The 16,706-nt window shown below is 49.4% G+C and carries 16 protein-coding genes; 11 read left to right on the forward strand and 5 right to left on the reverse strand.

What is annotated here, in order from left to right; genetic code table 11:
- The 3 genes from KU855_RS10255 to KU855_RS10265 are packed head-to-tail and all read right to left on the reverse strand — an operon-like array spanning position 1 to position 2,565.
- Entirely contained in the window at positions 1-537 is a 537-nt protein-coding gene (locus KU855_RS10255) for a core component of ECF transporter (RefSeq protein WP_218530186.1), read from the reverse strand.
- Complete coding sequence (locus KU855_RS10260; RefSeq protein WP_256260971.1) at positions 534-1,193, reverse strand: energy-coupling factor transporter transmembrane component T; 660 nt, start codon at positions 1,191-1,193, stop codon at positions 534-536. The genes KU855_RS10255 and KU855_RS10260 overlap by 4 nt, the downstream gene beginning before the upstream one ends.
- A complete protein-coding gene (locus KU855_RS10265; protein ID WP_218530188.1) occupies positions 1,180-2,565 on the reverse strand; it encodes an ABC transporter ATP-binding protein in 1,386 nt (461 codons plus the stop codon). The genes KU855_RS10260 and KU855_RS10265 overlap by 14 nt, the downstream gene beginning before the upstream one ends.
- 382 nt (positions 2,566-2,947) lie before the next feature.
- Here KU855_RS10265 and KU855_RS10270 point away from each other — a divergent pair, with 382 nt between their 5' ends.
- The 3 genes from KU855_RS10270 (at position 2,948) to KU855_RS10280 (ending at position 5,600) form a co-directional block, all read left to right on the forward strand.
- On the forward strand, positions 2,948-4,312 hold the full coding sequence (locus KU855_RS10270) for an isochorismate synthase MenF (protein WP_218530189.1): 1,365 nt from the start codon (positions 2,948-2,950) through the stop codon (positions 4,310-4,312).
- Positions 4,313-4,447: 135 nt separating this feature from the next.
- Positions 4,448-5,107, forward strand: coding sequence for a 7-cyano-7-deazaguanine/7-aminomethyl-7-deazaguanine transporter (locus KU855_RS10275; RefSeq protein WP_218530190.1), 660 nt, complete (start codon positions 4,448-4,450; stop codon positions 5,105-5,107).
- A gap of 16 nt (positions 5,108-5,123) precedes the next feature.
- Entirely contained in the window at positions 5,124-5,600 is a 477-nt protein-coding gene (locus tag KU855_RS10280) for a GNAT family N-acetyltransferase (protein ID WP_218530191.1), read from the forward strand.
- A gap of 157 nt (positions 5,601-5,757) precedes the next feature.
- On the opposite strand, the gene KU855_RS10285 is transcribed toward KU855_RS10280, so the two are convergent.
- Together KU855_RS10285 and KU855_RS10290 are read right to left on the reverse strand one after the other, a co-directional pair.
- Complete coding sequence (locus KU855_RS10285) at positions 5,758-7,902, reverse strand: HAMP domain-containing sensor histidine kinase (protein WP_256260972.1); 2,145 nt, start codon at positions 7,900-7,902, stop codon at positions 5,758-5,760.
- The gene (locus KU855_RS10290) at positions 7,903-9,288 is read right to left on the reverse strand and encodes a sigma-54 dependent transcriptional regulator (RefSeq protein WP_218530192.1); all 1,386 of its coding nucleotides are present in this window, start codon (positions 9,286-9,288) and stop codon (positions 7,903-7,905) included. It abuts the gene before it with no gap.
- A gap of 285 nt (positions 9,289-9,573) precedes the next feature.
- Here KU855_RS10290 and KU855_RS10295 point away from each other — a divergent pair, with 285 nt between their 5' ends.
- From KU855_RS10295 to mutM, 8 genes are all read left to right on the forward strand, one after another.
- Complete coding sequence (locus tag KU855_RS10295; protein ID WP_218530193.1) at positions 9,574-10,395, forward strand: substrate-binding domain-containing protein; 822 nt, start codon at positions 9,574-9,576, stop codon at positions 10,393-10,395.
- Entirely contained in the window at positions 10,392-11,099 is a 708-nt protein-coding gene (locus tag KU855_RS10300) for an ABC transporter permease (RefSeq protein ID WP_218530194.1), read from the forward strand. Before KU855_RS10295 ends, KU855_RS10300 begins: the two co-directional genes overlap by 4 nt.
- A 10-nt stretch (positions 11,100-11,109) precedes the next feature.
- Entirely contained in the window at positions 11,110-11,790 is a 681-nt protein-coding gene (locus tag KU855_RS10305) for an ATP-binding cassette domain-containing protein (RefSeq protein WP_218530195.1), read from the forward strand.
- Positions 11,777-12,379 carry a molybdenum cofactor guanylyltransferase MobA gene (gene mobA / locus KU855_RS10310; protein ID WP_218530196.1) on the forward strand — a complete coding sequence of 201 codons (603 nt, stop codon included), beginning with the start codon at positions 11,777-11,779 and terminating at the stop codon, positions 12,377-12,379. Before KU855_RS10305 ends, mobA begins: the two co-directional genes overlap by 14 nt.
- A gap of 7 nt (positions 12,380-12,386) precedes the next feature.
- Entirely contained in the window at positions 12,387-14,174 is a 1,788-nt protein-coding gene (locus tag KU855_RS10315) for a bifunctional molybdopterin-guanine dinucleotide biosynthesis adaptor protein MobB/molybdopterin molybdotransferase MoeA (protein ID WP_218530197.1), read from the forward strand.
- Positions 14,175-14,187: 13 nt separating this feature from the next.
- Complete coding sequence (moaA, locus tag KU855_RS10320) at positions 14,188-15,174, forward strand: GTP 3',8-cyclase MoaA (protein ID WP_218530206.1); 987 nt, start codon at positions 14,188-14,190, stop codon at positions 15,172-15,174.
- Positions 15,175-15,323: 149 nt separating this feature from the next.
- The gene (locus tag KU855_RS10325) at positions 15,324-15,719 is read left to right on the forward strand and encodes a hypothetical protein (RefSeq protein ID WP_218530198.1); all 396 of its coding nucleotides are present in this window, start codon (positions 15,324-15,326) and stop codon (positions 15,717-15,719) included.
- Positions 15,720-15,726: 7 nt separating this feature from the next.
- On the forward strand, positions 15,727-16,542 hold the full coding sequence (gene mutM, locus KU855_RS10330) for a bifunctional DNA-formamidopyrimidine glycosylase/DNA-(apurinic or apyrimidinic site) lyase (protein WP_218530199.1): 816 nt from the start codon (positions 15,727-15,729) through the stop codon (positions 16,540-16,542).
- The last annotated feature ends 164 nt before the right edge of the window (positions 16,543-16,706 follow it).

Consider the following 16,706-nt stretch of genomic DNA (forward strand, 5'->3'; position numbering starts at 1 on the left):
CTACACTCTATGGTCATTGATTAAATCATGAGCTTTCAATTGCTTTAGCACTGGAATGGCCAAGGCGATGCCGCCAATGGCAAACACTAGGCCTTGCGCTGTGCTGATCGCCACCGTTAACGCGGCGGCATCCAATGCCATCCCCGCCAAGGCCCGAAATACGCCGTCTTTTAGCCCCCATGCCAGTGCACCGGTCACAGCCAATATAAAAATACTGCGGCTCATCAAGGCAATGGGGAATATCAATAAGGTGAGATCCATCGCCATGGCGGGCATGACATACTTAATTAAGATCAAGGGGCCCCCTTTACCGACGCCGAGCAACATCGACAATAACCCCGCCATCAAGCCACAGGCAGTAATGCTGCCGATGCGACCGCAGGCGCCATAACAAATCAGGTAGAAAAAACTCATCAGCAACATCGAATGGCCTGAGATGCCTAATTTCAGTTTGAGCATGCTTTTGAGCGCCACAAGTAAACAGGCACAAAAGCCTATGAATAATGATTGTTGTAAGGTAAATCGAGCCAAGATCATCGAGTTTTATCCTGCTGCCAATACTGGTGTTTGGCCTGGTGGTGACTATGGAAATGGCGGCAATGGGCAGCATCGGCGCTTTCTCTTGCCAGCTTGAGTAAGGCGATTAATAACGGGAATAACACGCACTGGAAAAACTCTCGCCAATGGCGAGGATGGCGCAAATGTTTGAGACTAACCTTAGCGCCGCGTAGACGCTGAATTTGCCAAATTTCTTTGGCTTCGCAGGCAATATACGGCAACATCGATAAGGCGGCGGATAGCACGAAAGCCCATTGCCGTGGTAAACACTTAGCAAATACCGCTCCAGTTTGTTCCGGCGCATAGCGATGTGCCAACCACCAACCGGGCACTAAAGCCAACATCAAACGCCACACAATGACACTGGCCTGCCACCACAATTGCGGCCCATAGAGCAACACATACAAGGCTTGAGTCAGCAGCATTTGCACTAAAAAGAGTTGGACTAAGCCGCGCCAGCCGCCCGCTGAGCGCACCTGCCATAACAAGCCGGTACTAATGATTGTCAGCGGCACTAACCCAGCTTCCGGCGCCATAAATGCCAATATCGATAAACTAAGGCTCAAGATCACCCCCCAAGATGGCGAGATGCTGGGCCGCGGCAACGATGGCCGTGAGGGATTACGCGCTCGCATTGCTCGCCCTCACGCCAAGTTGGCCTTGCTGGATATGCCACCACTGGTCGGCACCCCCATGTTCGGGCAATCTATGCATCGCAATCAGCACGGCGCTACCTTGTGCTCTCAGCCAAGCTATTTCGCGCCAAACATAGCTGCAGCTGATGGCATCGAGGCCTGCGAAGGGGTCGTCAAGTAATAGCAAGCGGGGCTGATAAGCCATCACAGATGCCAACGCCAGTAAATGCTGTTGCCCATAAGACAAGGTATGCGGTGAATGCGCCGCCAATGCGGCCAAGCCAAGTCGTGTCAAGATGGCTCGCGCATCCATGGCCGCCAAACCAAAACGAGTGAGGCTAAATTGCACTTCATCGAGCACTGTCAGCGCAAATAATTGTCGGGCGGGGCGCTGCAATAACAAGCCTAACTGCTGCTGATAACAGCCAATCTCAGGGGCTCGACCTAACACCAAGACGTCGCTATCAGTCAGCGCGACCATGCCTGAAAAGGCTTTTAATAAACTCGATTTTCCGCCGCCGTTATCGCCATAAATTATCACCAATTGCCCGGCGGTGACTGTCAGCGCCGGCACCTTGAGTAATGGCGGCTTACGGGGATAACTCAGCTCAAACCCTGAGGTGGTGATGAGCGCGTCGGTCGCAGGCTCTGGCGCAAGCTTAGCGGGGGGCGTGGCCATGGCGGTGGATGGTGACGATGTTAGCGCCCTCGCCCGTGGCGGCTGCCATGGTTGCAATTGGCCTTGATGCAAGTGGTAAACGGCATCGCATAAGCCCATAAATGCGGTGGGATGGTGTTCGCTGATAACTAACGTAACCCCCCCATGCGCTAATTCCTGCAATACCGTGATGAGGGCGCTCACCCCGGCATCATCTAGCTGAGCAAAGGGCTCATCCAGTAACAGAATATCGGGTTGATATACTATTTGTGCCGCCACTAATAATCGATACTGCTGGCCGAGCGACAATTGAGCAATCGGCCAATCTAAGGGGTAGCTAAGACCGACGCGGTCCAATGCTCGCCGCACTAATGCGGGCATTTCTTGGCTACGGTAACCGAGGTTTTCTAAGGCAAAAGCCACTTCGGCCCCGATCTCGCGGCGTAAGAATTGACGACTGGGATCTTGCATCACTAAGGCAATCAGGCCGTTTCCATGGACGATACGCTCGCCTGAATAGGGGGCATGATATTGATTGGCAATGAGTTTCAATAGGGTCGACTTACCAACGCCAGTATCGCCACACACACAGATACACTGACCCGCACACACGGTTAACTGTAAATTATCCAAGATCGGATGCGAATCAATGCTGAGTCGAATGCCAGATAATTCTATCCGTGGTAAGACGGCACTAACTTGCGCGTTGCTCACAAAGGTTTCCCAGGTTGGCTGCCAAAATGATTATTGTGGGAGACCAAGGCGCGCGCTCCAAGCGCTAAATAGCCATTTATTTGCCGAGATCGATAAATTGAGGTCAATGGCAAAGCTTGAGCCGAGGTAACAGACAAAATGTCCCAACGGATAACCATGCCGGTCAGTATTTCTCTGATACAATTGATGTCTCAGATAGCAAAGTAAATCCCTCATTAAGCCAAGGATTGGTATAAGCTCACAAGCTGAGCCGATTTAGTTGACACTGACTAATCAGCAGCTTAATTTGAGCGATTATTACGTTCTATTGCATGAATATTGGCTTGTTAAGCGTTTTGCTTTTTCAATTTTTATGCGTCTTTGTTTGTTGTAGGAGTCAATTTTGCCTTTTCAGTCGTTGTTGTCTGCCATTGAAACCCTAAAGGGAAAAATTGACTCGCTAAAAAAACAACCTTCAGGTGTCAGCGATCGCTTGCTCCAACTGTCTCAAGATGTGGATGCGATCCCACTGATTTCCTGGCTGGCTTCCCAGCAAACCTACCCAAGAATTTACTGGCAAGGCCGTGATAAAGTTGAAGAAGTCGCAGCCATAGGCCAATGTTTAGGTTTCTATTTTGAGCAAGATGTCAGCGACCAACAACTGGCCGCCGTTTATCAACGCCAACGCCAATTGAGTGACAACCCGCAATTTCGCTATTACGGTGGGCTCGCCTTTGATCGCAGCCTCAAAAGCTGGCCAGAATTTGGCCAAGCGCGCTTTGTTCTACCCAGAGTCGAATTACGGCGCAGCGCGGAGCACTTTAGCCTCAAACTCAATATTAATTTGGATGCGGCTAATCTCGAGAATGAATTAGCCGAAGCACTCCAGTGTTTACAGCAGATAAAGCCTGCCCGCCCTTTGATGCCGCCGCATAAATTAGCCCTACGCAGCCGCCACGATCTGCCAACATTCGAGCGCTGGCAAAGCTTAGTCACGCAAGTGACTGCGCCTGACTTTAACCAAGCCACCCCTAAGGTGGTGTTATCGCGGATTACCCAGCTCGATATTCATGGTCAAGCAGATCCGTGGATGGTGCTGGCCTGCTGGCAAGGTCGTAACCCCAATAGCTTTCAATTTGGCTTTCAATTTAGCCCTGAGCATGCCTTTATTTCCTGCTCGCCGGAGCGCTTATTTCGCCGCCGTCAACGCGAATTATTTACCGAGGCACTGGCCGGCACGACCCTCAGAGGTCTTAGCGATGAAGAAGATGAAGTGTTAGCGCGTGCACTGTTGGATGATGACAAAAATAAGTATGAAAACCAGTTAGTTCGCGAACATATCGTTGATATGCTCAATCCATTAAGTCACTATGTCGGTGCCGATGAACTCCCGAGGGTATTTAAACTAACCCATATTCAGCATTTGCATCGCGCTATCCGCGCCGAGCTTAAAGGCGAGATTAATGACTTTGATTTACTGCAGGCATTACACCCAACGCCCGCCGTTGGCGGCTTACCTCGGCAGGCGGCCATGTCATTTATTCGCGATCAAGAAGGCTATCATCGCGGCTGGTATGCGGGTGCTTGCGGCTATTTTAATAGCTTGGAAAGTGAATTTGCGGTGGCCATTCGTAGTGCCTTGTTTGAGCCTAATCGCATTAACCTGTTTGCCGGTGCGGGCATTGTCGCAGGCTCAGATCCCCACGCCGAATGGCAAGAACTAGAAAACAAACTGGCCACCATCATCTCAATTCTGATCGATTTTTAGCCCTACTACTTGATTTCTGTTAGCGGCTCCCTATAATTTGCGCCCTCCGCGGCCATCAGGCGATGGATCAGCGAAGCAAACACTGAGATTTTTGCGGGTTCCCTAACCCCGCCCTTAAACTAAAAAGGCTACAAGATGCTGATGCTTTCTAAGGCGCAATATCATCGCGCGCTATTGCTATTAACTGCTTTCCATATTTTTATCATTACCGCCAGTAATTACCTGGTGCAATTACCCTTTCAAATTTTTGGCTACCACACCACTTGGGGTGCCTTTAGTTTCCCGTTCGTCTATTTGGCCACCGATCTCACGGTACGGATTTTTGGACAGCAACAGGCTCGCGGCATTATTTTTAAGGCCATGGTACCTGCCTTAGTGATTTCGTACATTATTGGCGTGCTGTTCCATCAGGGGAGCTTCCAAGGTTTGGGCTCGCTGACTGAATTTAACGACTTTATGTTCCGCATTGCCTTTGCAAGTTTTGCCGCCTATTTAGTCGGTCAACTCATGGACATCAGGGTGTTCGCCAAGTTACGCACCATGAGCCGTTGGTGGGTGGCCCCTGCGGCATCGACCTTCCTCGGAAACTTAGTCGATACCTTGGTATTTTTCAGCATTGCTTTTTATGCCTCCAACGATGTGTTTATGGCACAACATTGGCCTGAGATTGCCATGGTGGATTATGGCTTTAAATTGGCCATTAGCTTCGCCTTATTCTTACCTGCATACGGGGTGTTACTCAGAGTCTTACAAGACAAGATTTTAAGCGGCGCTTCCGCCACTAAACTGATTTAAATACTGAGACGTTTACATGTATACCATCACCTTATCTCACGTTGAACAACTTGATGAACACTCGTTATCACTGCTGCTAAGTGCTGGGGCAGCGATCCCCGAGTTCCAACAATTTGGCCAAGACAGCTATGGTGAGGAGCACTATCGGCAACGTCTGCAAGACAAGCCAATACTGGCTCAATTTGCGTATGTCGAAGGGGAGTTGGCGGGTTTCAAGCTAGGTTATGCCCTCAACGAGCACACCTTCTATAGCTGGCTCGGTGGCGTATTGCCTGAATTTAGACAGTTAGGGCTGGCTGATTCGTTATTGGTGCAACAACAAGATTGGGCCTGCACCAAGGGGTATCGCACTATCGAGGTGAAAACCAAAAATCGCTTTGCCGCCATGCTGCAATTACTGATCAAGCACCAGTATCAGATCACCGCACTGGCGGTGGCCAATGTTGGCTTGGATAACAAGATTACGCTCAATAAATCACTGACAACGCGCTAAAGCACTTGTGCAATCAAATGATAATCATTATCATTTGATTGCGTTCTGAGCATTGCCCTACGGGTAAGTTCTTGGTCGCGCTAATCTTAGGCGCGACAGCCTTATGCAACCTTTGTTGAACCGAGATTTTTCTCGGTTTTTTTTTGCTCGTCACTCATCAATTTGACTGAAAATGCAGGCCATCATAGGGATTGCTATCATCCGCTTCACGCGCGTGGTGATACAGACCAATGGTAAATTTGGTGCCTTGACCTAAAGTCGAGCTTACCTCGATAATGCCACCTAATCGCTTAATAATGCCGTAACTTAATGACAAGCCAAGCCCTGTGCCGTCTTTGCGAGTGGTATAAAATGGGTCGAAAATCCGATTTAATCCAGTCTCAGAAATACCGCAGCCCTCGTCTTCGACTTCAATCCTGACCCCAAGCGCCTGATCACCTGCGGCAGCAGACTCGCCAGGGGCATACCAATCATAACTGCGGATCCAAATTCGTCCCTTACCTTGCATGGCATGGGTGGCGTTAATCACTAAATTAATCAACACCTGCAACAGCTGAGGTCGATTAATTTCGACCAAGCAATGCGCTTGCAGCTCCTTAATCAAGATCACTTCTTGTTGGCTGATCGAATGACGCACCAATACCATGGTTTCTTCAATAATCGGGGTCACTTGATGCATTTCTAGCGGTGCATTAAATTCGCCAGGTCGGCTGTACTGCAACAGGCTGCGAATGATGGTGCTGATACGGCCAACCTGCTGAATAATTAGATCTATTTCCTCTTCCACACCATCCGCTTGGTCGCCTAATTCATAGCGGATAAGCTCCATATTACCCAAGATCACCGCGGTGGGATTATTGATTTCATGGGCAATACCAGCGGTTAATTCGCCAAGAGCCGTCAGCTTTTCATTGGTCACCAGTTGGTGGCGCGTTTCATTCAATAGCTTGACGTTGCGCTCTAGCTCCAAGGTCTTTTCTTGTAAGCTAAATGTCCGTTGTTCAACCTTCATTTCCAACTGTTCCGCCGCCGCTTGGATTTCGCGGTTTCTCGCTTGCAGTTGGTCGAGCATCAGGTCAAATTGCGCCGCTAAATGGGCCAACTCATTATCGCGCTCTAACCCTAATGGGCCAATGCGGATATTGCGGCCCGATTGCACCCCCTTGACCACATGATGAATACGCTCAATGGGTTGTAAAAGACTATAGGCTCCGCGATACACCAATAAGCCAGACACTAAGAGCACTAGCATTAAGATGGTACCGAGCTCGATGATATTTAACAGATAGTTATGGACAAATGGCGACTCCGAAAAGCCGGTGTAGATCATGCCAACTCGATGACCACGTACATCGCTTAACGGTGCGTATGCCGACACAAACCAATCATCGACCACAAAGGCTCTATCGACCCAAGTCTGACCTGCGGTTAATACCTTTTGATCAACATCTTCAGACACTAAACTCCCCAAAGCTCGCCCCCGCGTTTGACCTTCTCTGGGATAAAAATTTAAGGGCACATTGGTCGCAATACGCACATTACCGAGAAAGATAGTGACCGCGCCAATAGAGCGTTCTGGCAAGGTGCCGTCGTCGTAGACTAGATCGCGAATTTCATCGACGATAGTGGTATTGCGATTGAGTAAGATCCCGCCATCGAGATACCAAAAAACATTGCCCTCGCTATCAGCCACGGGGAGCAAACTGCGACTGACTAACCCGCGGGTGAGCTCGGTCGCGGTCGGTGCTTTGGCGCGACTGGTGGGTTTAATCGGAATAATGGCTTGGTCGGCCAGATGATCCGATAAGCGCCCCAAGGCCTGATCACTCATCACCACCAAGCCTGAGTAAGCTTGTTGGTGATGGGTTTTAGGTAGCATCAACCGTAAATTGGGATCCGCTTGAGCATCAGAGACAGACACTAGCCGTAAAAAATCTAAACCGAGCTCTCGTTGCTGCTTTTGCAAACAAGCATCCATTAACTGGATCTGTTGTTCTTCGCCTATCCGTTGAAAATGATTCTGAAAATCCCAAGAAGATACCACGCTTTGCAGTTGATCTGCCTGCTTGCCTTGCAGGCTAGTTAAGGTGTTTTGTGCCACCGCCAGATCGGCTTTGACCTTCATAAAGAGCTGTTGGCCGGTATAACTAATATTCCAATAAATGGTGATAAACACTAGGCTGACTAAGGTCAACAAGATCGGTAGCAGAGTGAGAATTAAAATGCGATACCGCACCTTCGCCTTCAGCTGCATCCAGCTCATACCAAACATTTGCTTAAACCCCGACTCCAGCCATGTCATTTAGCCAAGATCCTCAACAGCATCACCCTCAAACCATTCTTTGTATTTTCTATCCAAGGTTTTACGTGAGACCCCAAGATCCCTTGCTGCAGCACTCTTATTACCGTCATAGGCGGCGACGACACGCGTCACATGATCTTTTTCAACCATCTTTAATGGCCAATCCGTTGGGTAACCTGATTGCACCTGTTCCTCTTTCGGCTCGATTTTGCGCCAATACTCTGCTGGCGGCTTACCGAGCAACAAGCAGCGCTCAATCATGTTCCTCAGCTCTCGAATGTTGCCCGGCCAATCATATTGCTGCAATTTGACTAAATCTTCATGACTCCATACCACATCCTTGACCCCTAACTCTGCTGAGAGCATCAAGGTAAAATAATGAGTCAATTCAACTATGTCATCACGGCGCTCACGCAACGGAGGAATTAAGATATCGAGTACATTGAGGCGATAAAATAAATCTTGGCGGAAATTACCGGCCTCGACTTCTTCAATAAGGGTACGATTCGATGCCGCCACCACCCGCACATCAATGTTCACCTCTTTTTCACTGCCCACTGGTCGCACAGCTTTTTGCTCGAGCACCCGCAATAATGAGGTCTGCATTTTTAATGGCATTTCACCAATTTCATCTAAAAAGATGGTGCCGCCAGAGGCAAAACTAAATAATCCTTCGCGACTCGCTTTGGCGCCAGTAAAGGCACCTGCCGTGTGACCAAACAGTTCACTTTCGAGTAATTCCGGGGCGATGGCACCACAATTGACTGGCACAAAAGGCCCTTGGCGACCACTGAGCTGATGGAGCTGACGCGCCACCAACTCTTTGCCGGTACCCGACTCCCCTTGAATAAGCACCACTGAATTGGTGGGCGCCACCCGGGCAATAATGTCTTTGACATCGCACATCGCTTGCGACTTACCTATGATGGTACTGGCGTAACCTATGGCCACCTCACGACGTAGCATTAAATTTTCACGCTTTAACAAACGGCGTTCAATACAACGGTCAACGGCGGTCATCATCTGTTCGAGATGAAACGGTTTCATGATAAAGTCTGAGGCGCCGGCTCGCAGAGCACGAATGGCGACTTCCATATCGGCAAACCCTGTCATAAAGATCACATCAGAGCGCCGCTCTTGATCTGACAAGGCTTCATGCCACTCAATACCGGAACGCCCCGGTAAACGAATGTCCACCAGCAACAAGTCAAAGTGGCAACGCTGGCGCAGCTGCTCAGCCTCTTCGACACTGCCTGCGGTTTCGACTAAGGCAAATTTTTTGGCAAGCGCTTTACTTAAAAAACTGCGCATGCCGGGCTCGTCATCGACAATTAGCACAGACACGGCGGTGGGCAGGGTAGCAGATCTCACTGGATTCAGGCTCATCTTGTCCTCTTGTGGACATTTTGACTCAATTGCAACAGAGTCTATCAAATGTCACGTCGAAATTGGTCACTATGCACCAAATAATCTGAGCCATAGGACATTTTGTCTGAAACTTGTGATATCAAATACAGACTAAGTTCACACTTTTTGCCAAACTGGCTTCTATTTCTCGATTTTTGAGTTGGCATTGTATTTGCTATTACCCTGACTCAATTAGTGAAATAAAATGCCCGCACCAAGCACTTTTGCTTAGCGCGGTACACCAGATGGATTTTTGGAGCAGATATGAAAAGTAAAACAATCGGTCAATGGCTAACACTCTCTTTAGGCGTGCTATTTCTCTCCGCCAGCCCAGCTAAGGCCAACGATCAGGTGGTTAAACTCGCGACCACCACCAGCACCGAAAATTCGGGGTTACTGTCGGCCATTTTACCCACGTTCGAAAAAGAATCAGGTTATAAAGTGCAAGTCATTGCCACAGGTACTGGCAAGGCATTAGCCTTAGGCCGTCAAGGCGATGTGGATGTCGTGATGACCCACGCCCCGGGCGCCGAGGCCAAGTTTGTCGAAGAAGGCTTTGGTTGGATGCCACGCGGCATTATGGAAAATGATTTTGTGATCTTAGGTCCTAATAATGACCCCGCCAACATCCGCTCAAGCAAAACCGCGGCTGATGCCATGCAACGCATCGCACATTCAGACGTGCCCTTTATTTCTCGTGGCGATAATTCCGGCACCCATATGAAAGAATTATCTCTGTGGAAAGAAGCGGCGATGTCTCCTGAGTTTTCTGGCTACACTTCAGTGGGCCAAGGCATGGGTAAAACCATTTTAATGGCCAATGAGCTCCATGGTTACACCTTGGCTGACCGCGGTACCTTTGTTGCTTATAAAAACAAAACCGATTTGAAAGTCAACTTTGATGGGGGCAATGCGTTAGCCAACCCTTACCAAATTATCTTGATTAACCCAAGCAAGTACCCAGAGCTCAACCACAAAGGTGCCAAGGCCCTGTCTGACTGGATGATCAGCGATGAAGCGCAGCAAATGATCAATCAGTACAAGGTACAAGATGAGCAATTATTTAAGGCCACTTACCAGCAATGATTGAAAGTTGGACGGCATTATTACAGCAGGCTTTAAGCCTGCTGTTTTCACTTAATCATGAGGTGTGGTCGATCATAGGCGTGTCATTTATCGTCTCACTTTCTGCCCTTCTTATTACCTTAGTTCCCTCGATCATGCTCGGCTTTGTTCTGGCCTTTACCCGCTTCCCGGGCCGCTGGGTGGTCACCAATTTAGTACAAACACTGCAGTCTATTCCCACGGTTGTGATTGGGTTATTGGCCTATTTATTATTAACTCGCACCGGCCCTATGGGCGACCTCGGTTGGCTATTTACCCAAAAAGGCATGATATTAGGTCAAATGATGATTTGTGCGCCGGTACTTATCGCCATGAGTCAGGCGGCATTTTCAAGTGTCGATCGCCGCGCCTGGGAAACCCCACTCACTATGGGGGCATCATGGTGGCATGCGGTATGGATCGTCTGCCGCGAACTGCGAGCGCCATTAATTTTAGCCATTATTGCTGCCTTTAGCCGGATTGTGACCGAAGTCGGTTGCTCAATGATGGTGGGCGGCAATATCATGTACGCCACTCGGAATATTCCTACCGCTATCGCCTTGGAAACCAGTAAGGGCGATTTTGCTCAAGCGATTGCTTTAGGTCTAGTATTGTTGATCTTAGCGCTATTACTAAATTTTGGTATTGGCAGCTTTAGAGGCAAAGCTGAGCCTCGCAGCCATTAAACAGGTCTTTATGCTTACACTGCAAGCCACTGATATTGTGATGCAATTCGAACAACGCCGCTTGTTTAGTATTGATGCACTCCAGTTCAGCCAAGGGCAACATATTTATCTTCAAGGCGACAATGGTTGCGGTAAAACCACCTTGATGAAGCTGTTAGCGGGACTCATCCCTCCCAGCCAAGGCCGCCTTAGCGTCACCGATAATGGGGTGCAAAAGCCGCCCCTCGGTCACGTGGTGTATTTGCACCAACACCCCTATTTATTTGAGGGTACTGTTAAACATAACCTCAACTTTGCGGCTCGTTTGAGCCGGGATTCAGGGAAAGCCCTTGAGCAGCGCACAGATCAAGCGATTGAAATGGCAGGGCTATCACACCTGATTAGCAGCAATGCTGCCAATCTTTCCGGTGGCGAAAGACAACGTCTTGCCATTGCCCGAGCCTGGATATTAAATCCCAAATTATTATTACTAGATGAACCTATTTCAAATATGGATCTAGAGTCCAGCCACTTGGTACAAGCCATGGTCAACGCATTGGCACAACAAGGTGCTGGCTTACTGGTCTCTAGCCATCAACAATGTGGCCTGACCGAGATGTGTCAGCAGCAGTGGCGCATTGAAAATCAACGTCTCATTTGTCAGCCTTGGCCATGTAAATTCCCTGAGGAGAAACGATATGTCAGCCATTAAAGCGGTCATCCTTGCCGGCGGTAGAGCCCAGCGCATGGGCGGTGACGATAAAGGATTAGTGACGCTCAACGACAAGCCGATGATCGAACACGTGATTGATCGTATTCAAGGCCAAGTTGCTGACATCATGATCAATGCCAACCGTAATCAAGCAAAGTATGCGCGCTACGGATATCTGGTATTTACTGACAATGATTCTGGTTTTCTTGGCCCCTTGGCAGGCATTGTTAGCGCCCTAAATCATTGCGACGCTGACACTCAATATCTGATCACTTTGGCCTGTGATTGCCCGTTGCTGCCATTGGATTTAGTCGCGCGGATGCAAACCGCCTTAGAGCAACAACAAGCCGATCTGGCCGTGGCCTCAGATGGCCAGCGCCAACAACCCGTGATCATGCTGCTTAAACCGAGCTTACGCCAGTCGATGCAGGCATTTTTAGATGGCGGCGATCGCAAAATTGATCTCTGGTATCGCAGCTTACGGGTGGCAGAGGTAAGCTTTGCCGATCAACCGCAGGCTTTCGTTAATGTTAATACGCCAGAGCAAAAACAGCAACTGGCAGCCACCCTACACAGCATGGCTAAGTGAGGCATCGATGACTGTTCCATTTTCAAACCCGCTCTCTATTCCTGTATTAGGGTTTTGCGCCTATAGCGGCACAGGTAAAACTACCTTGCTGAAACAATTAATCCCTGAGCTTAATCGGCGCGGATTACGCTTAGCCGTCATTAAGCACGCCCACCATAATTTTGATGTCGATATTCCCGGTAAAGACAGTTACGAAATGCGTAAAGCTGGCGCCAGACAAATGCTGGTTGCCTCCCATGTTCGCTGGGCATTAATGACTGAGGACGCTGTAGACGGTGATCCACAATTACCGCACTTGCTCGCTCAAATTGAAGCCGACAAAGTCGATATGGTGCTGGTCGAAGGCTTTAAAAAACTCGAATTGCCTAAAATTGAGCTCCACCGCGCCGCGCACGGCAAGCCATTTATTTACGAGCATGATGACAATATTTTGGCCGTGGCCTGTTGCGACGATACCCAGCTACCAGCCACCATGGCGCGTTTAGATTTAAACAATGTGGGTGCGATTGCTGACTATGTCATGGATTATGTTAACCATTGGCAACCTGCGATGGCGCATCGCCCGCAAACCACAGTCGCACCGGCTCAAACCAATCAGACCTTAACGGTGGCTCAAGGCGTGCAAGCCATTGTTGACTGTGTTAACCCACTCACTGAGATCCAATCGCTGCCTTTGCAACAACTGGCCGGGAAGGTATTGGCACAAGATGCCATCTCCCCCGTGAATGTGCCGCAGCAAACCAACTCGGCAATGGATGGTTTTGCCCTAGCCTACGACGCCAACATCGAGAACTACCAGATCGTTGGGGAAGTGCTGGCCGGCCATAACTTTGGCCGCCCATTACTTGCCACAGAAGCAGTGCGGATCATGACCGGAGCCCCGGTTCCCGCAGGTGCCGATACCGTGATCCCTAAAGAGTTGACCACAGAGCAAGCCGGTCAGCTGCAGTGCGAACCTGGGGTCATTGTGGGGCAACATGTACGATTGGCCGGTGAAGATATTCGCCAAGGCGCTACCGCACTCAGCGCTGGGCAACGCTTAGGTGCTGCCGAAATCGGCCTATTGGCTTCGCTCGGCTTTGCCAATGCCAATGTGTATCGTCGACCTGTCATCGCCGTATTTAGTACCGGCGACGAGGTCAGTCAGCCGGGCGAACCGCTCAAGCCTGACTGTATTTATGATGCGAACCGTTTCACCATTAGCGCGATGGCAACCGCATTAGGTTGTGAGGTCGTTGATCTTGGCATTATTGAAGATTCTGAAGCTGCGCTGACCCAAGCATTAACCCAAGCCGCTACCGCCGACGTTATCATTAGCTCAGGTGGGGTATCGGTCGGTAATGCCGATTACATTAAGACGGTACTGGCTAAGATAGGACGCATTAATTTCTGGCGAATCAATATGCGCCCAGGGCGCCCGTTGGCGTTTGGTCAGATTAACGATGCGCTCTTCTTTGGTTTGCCGGGCAATCCAGTGGCGGTGATGGTGTCCTTTTTGCAATTTGTTCAACCCGCGCTGCGTAAACTGGCCGGTGAGCATCAGTGGCAAGCGCCTTTATTGCCAGCCATCAGCGATCAACCCTTGAGTAGTCGCATCGGGCGCAGCGAATTTTTACGCGGTGTTTATCACTTAGGTCATGATGGCCGTCTCCATGTTAGCACCACGGGCCCACAAGGTTCCGGCATGCTTAACTCCATGGTTAAGGCCAATTGCTTAATCGTGATTGACGATGCCGATGATGCGATTGCACCAGGGCAAATCGTTTATATTCAGCCGTTTGCTGACTTACTCTAAGGTTACCGACGCCATGGGGCCCTTGCTGGATAAGTTTAATCGCAAAGTCGAGTATCTGCGCCTATCGGTCACCGATAGGTGCGATTTCCGCTGTGTTTATTGCATGAGTGAAGACCCATGTTTTCTTGATAAAAAACAGGTGTTGAGCCTAGAGGAATTGGCGCAAATAGCCCAAGCCTTTACTGAACTAGGCGTCAGTAAAATCCGCCTGACCGGCGGCGAGCCTTTGGTGCGCTCAGATTGCGATCAATTAGTCGCTGCGCTCACTCAATTGCCGAACTTGCGCGAACTGTCGATGACCACCAATGGCTCACGTTTAACCAAGTTAGCTCCGAGCCTGAAGGCCGCGGGCTTATCACGCCTCAATATCAGCCTAGATACCTTAGACCCTCAAAAATTCACCGCCCTCACCCGTAATGGCAAGTTAGCACGGGTGATTGCCGGGATTGATGCCGCTAAGGCGGCAGGATTTGAGAAGATCAAGCTTAACGCCGTCATTCTGAAGGGGCAAAATGACGATGAGGTCATTGATCTCATTAATTTTTGTCGCGAACGCTCACTCAATATCGCTTTTATTGAAGAAATGCCACTTGGCGAAATATCAGCACGCGCCAGCGCCCGCCATTGCAGCAGCGATGAGGTTCGCGCCATCATTGAGCAAGTATATCCATTAACCCTGTCAAGCGAGCGTACCGCTGGGCCTGCACGCTATTATCAGATGGCTGATAGTGACTGTTATATTGGCTTTATCTCGCCTCACAGTCATAACTTTTGCCACGAATGCAATCGAGTGCGTGTGACCGTCGAAGGCCAATTACTTCTGTGCCTTGGCAATGAAAACGCCGTGGATTTAAAGGCCGTGTTACGCGCACATCCCGGCGATATTGCCATGTTGAAACAAGTGATTAGCCAAGCTATTTGGCATAAACCGCAACAACATGATTTTGGCGGTCACGAGCATAACCAAATATTACGCTTTATGAATGCCACGGGCGGCTAGCTCATTAGATGAGTCTTCGTCCGTCAGCGCCTCTGGCTAGACTGTGACTAAGACTCTGTTACACTGTTAGAAATTCACTGTAAAAGTCATCGTTAATGGCGCTAAGTCGACGACAAATCAATAACATCATTATTATTTTTTGCTTGGTTATGATCGCAAGCTTGATCTTAATCCATGACAAAATGAATCCGCCAGCGCCTGAGACTCAGGCCTTCTTTGATACCCAAAGTCCACTGCAACAATTACAACTTGAACAAGAGTGGCTCGCGATTGACAACCAAGTCATCACTTGCAGTGAGACGGTGACTAACTGCCAACAATGGGCTAACGCTTGGCAAATGCTGGCCTTATCGCCGCTTTTGGCCGCTCCGGCTATCTCATCGTCCCCGCTAGAATTACTGATCCAAGCCGGCAATCTGTCTGAGATGCAGTTATGGCTATATTTTCCGCAACAAAAACTGTTAAAGTCTCCAGCCAATAATTGGTTTGCCATACCGCCAAGCCTAAATGCGGCGCTAACACCAATGACCAACGCCAATCGTTAGGGGTTTTATGCCTGAATTACCAGAAGTTGAAGTGACTCGTCGCGGTATCAGTCCGCACTTGCTCAATCAGCAAGTCACGGGTTTTATAGTAAGAAACCCCAATTTACGATGGCCAGTACCTGACGTGGCGGCCAATATCATTGGTCATAAAATTCACCGCATTTGGCGCCGCGCTAAATACTTACTGTTAGAAACCGATGCTGGCACTGCCATTATCCATCTCGGCATGTCTGGCAGCTTACGGGTTTTAGCGGCGAATACCCCGGCCGAGAAACACGACCATATTGATTTGGTGATGGCCAATGGCCGCGCCTTACGTCTTAATGATCCGCGCCGCTTTGGTGCTTGGTTATGGAGTGAGTTACCGGATGGTTGCCATCCCGTGCTCGCCAAATTAGGGCCTGAGCCATTGAGTGACGCCTTTAATGCTGAGTATCTCGCGCAAGCACTCCACGGCAAAACGAAAGCCATCAAGCTGGCGTTAATGGACAATCATATTGTCGTGGGCGTCGGTAATATTTATGCCAATGAAGCCCTGTTTGCCGCCGGCATTGATCCGCAAACGGCCGCCGGTTCGATTGATAACCAACGCCTGACCTTGTTAACCCATAAGGTGAAAACCATCTTGGCCGATGCCATCACCCAAGGGGGCACTACCTTAAAAGATTTTACCAATGCCGAAGGTAAACCGGGCTATTTTGCCCAAGAGTTACGCGTCTATGGTCGGGGTAATCAACCCTGCCATCACTGTGGATTATTGCTAAGGGAAATTAAGCTGGGACAGCGAGCCACTGTCTATTGCCCACATTGCCAAAAGCCCTGATAGATATTGCCAGACAATACAATAAAGGCGCCCGATGGGCTAATGCCGATCAGTTAAGACAGATCGCTTGACGATCTCACTGAAAGGATCAAAATCCGATGACCCCTTGTCATCGGATTTTTTTATGCAACTTTCAGAAGCTTTGGCGCGTACTCATATCAATC

The organism is Shewanella sp. NIFS-20-20, from assembly GCF_019209865.1.
GTDB lineage: Bacteria > Pseudomonadota > Gammaproteobacteria > Enterobacterales > Shewanellaceae > Shewanella.

What these genes read in the sequence shown, in the direction of transcription:
- KU855_RS10255 (WP_218530186.1), bottom strand. Translation starts at nt 537, where the DNA reads ATGATCTTGGCTCGATTTACCTTACAACAATCATTATTCATAGGCTTT.
- KU855_RS10260 (WP_256260971.1), bottom strand. Translation starts at nt 1,193, where the DNA reads ATGCGAGCGCGTAATCCCTCACGGCCATCGTTGCCGCGGCCCAGCATC.
- KU855_RS10275 (WP_218530190.1), top strand. Translation starts at nt 4,448, where the DNA reads ATGCTGATGCTTTCTAAGGCGCAATATCATCGCGCGCTATTGCTATTA.
- KU855_RS10280 (WP_218530191.1), top strand. Translation starts at nt 5,124, where the DNA reads ATGTATACCATCACCTTATCTCACGTTGAACAACTTGATGAACACTCG.
- KU855_RS10285 (WP_256260972.1), bottom strand. Translation starts at nt 7,902, where the DNA reads ATGACATGGCTGGAGTCGGGGTTTAAGCAAATGTTTGGTATGAGCTGG.
- KU855_RS10290 (WP_218530192.1), bottom strand. Translation starts at nt 9,288, where the DNA reads ATGAGCCTGAATCCAGTGAGATCTGCTACCCTGCCCACCGCCGTGTCT.
- KU855_RS10295 (WP_218530193.1), top strand. Translation starts at nt 9,574, where the DNA reads ATGAAAAGTAAAACAATCGGTCAATGGCTAACACTCTCTTTAGGCGTG.
- KU855_RS10300 (WP_218530194.1), top strand. Translation starts at nt 10,392, where the DNA reads ATGATTGAAAGTTGGACGGCATTATTACAGCAGGCTTTAAGCCTGCTG.
- KU855_RS10305 (WP_218530195.1), top strand. Translation starts at nt 11,110, where the DNA reads ATGCTTACACTGCAAGCCACTGATATTGTGATGCAATTCGAACAACGC.
- mobA (WP_218530196.1), top strand. Translation starts at nt 11,777, where the DNA reads ATGTCAGCCATTAAAGCGGTCATCCTTGCCGGCGGTAGAGCCCAGCGC.
- KU855_RS10315 (WP_218530197.1), top strand. Translation starts at nt 12,387, where the DNA reads ATGACTGTTCCATTTTCAAACCCGCTCTCTATTCCTGTATTAGGGTTT.
- moaA (WP_218530206.1), top strand. Translation starts at nt 14,188, where the DNA reads ATGGGGCCCTTGCTGGATAAGTTTAATCGCAAAGTCGAGTATCTGCGC.
- KU855_RS10325 (WP_218530198.1), top strand. Translation starts at nt 15,324, where the DNA reads ATGATCGCAAGCTTGATCTTAATCCATGACAAAATGAATCCGCCAGCG.
- mutM (WP_218530199.1), top strand. Translation starts at nt 15,727, where the DNA reads ATGCCTGAATTACCAGAAGTTGAAGTGACTCGTCGCGGTATCAGTCCG.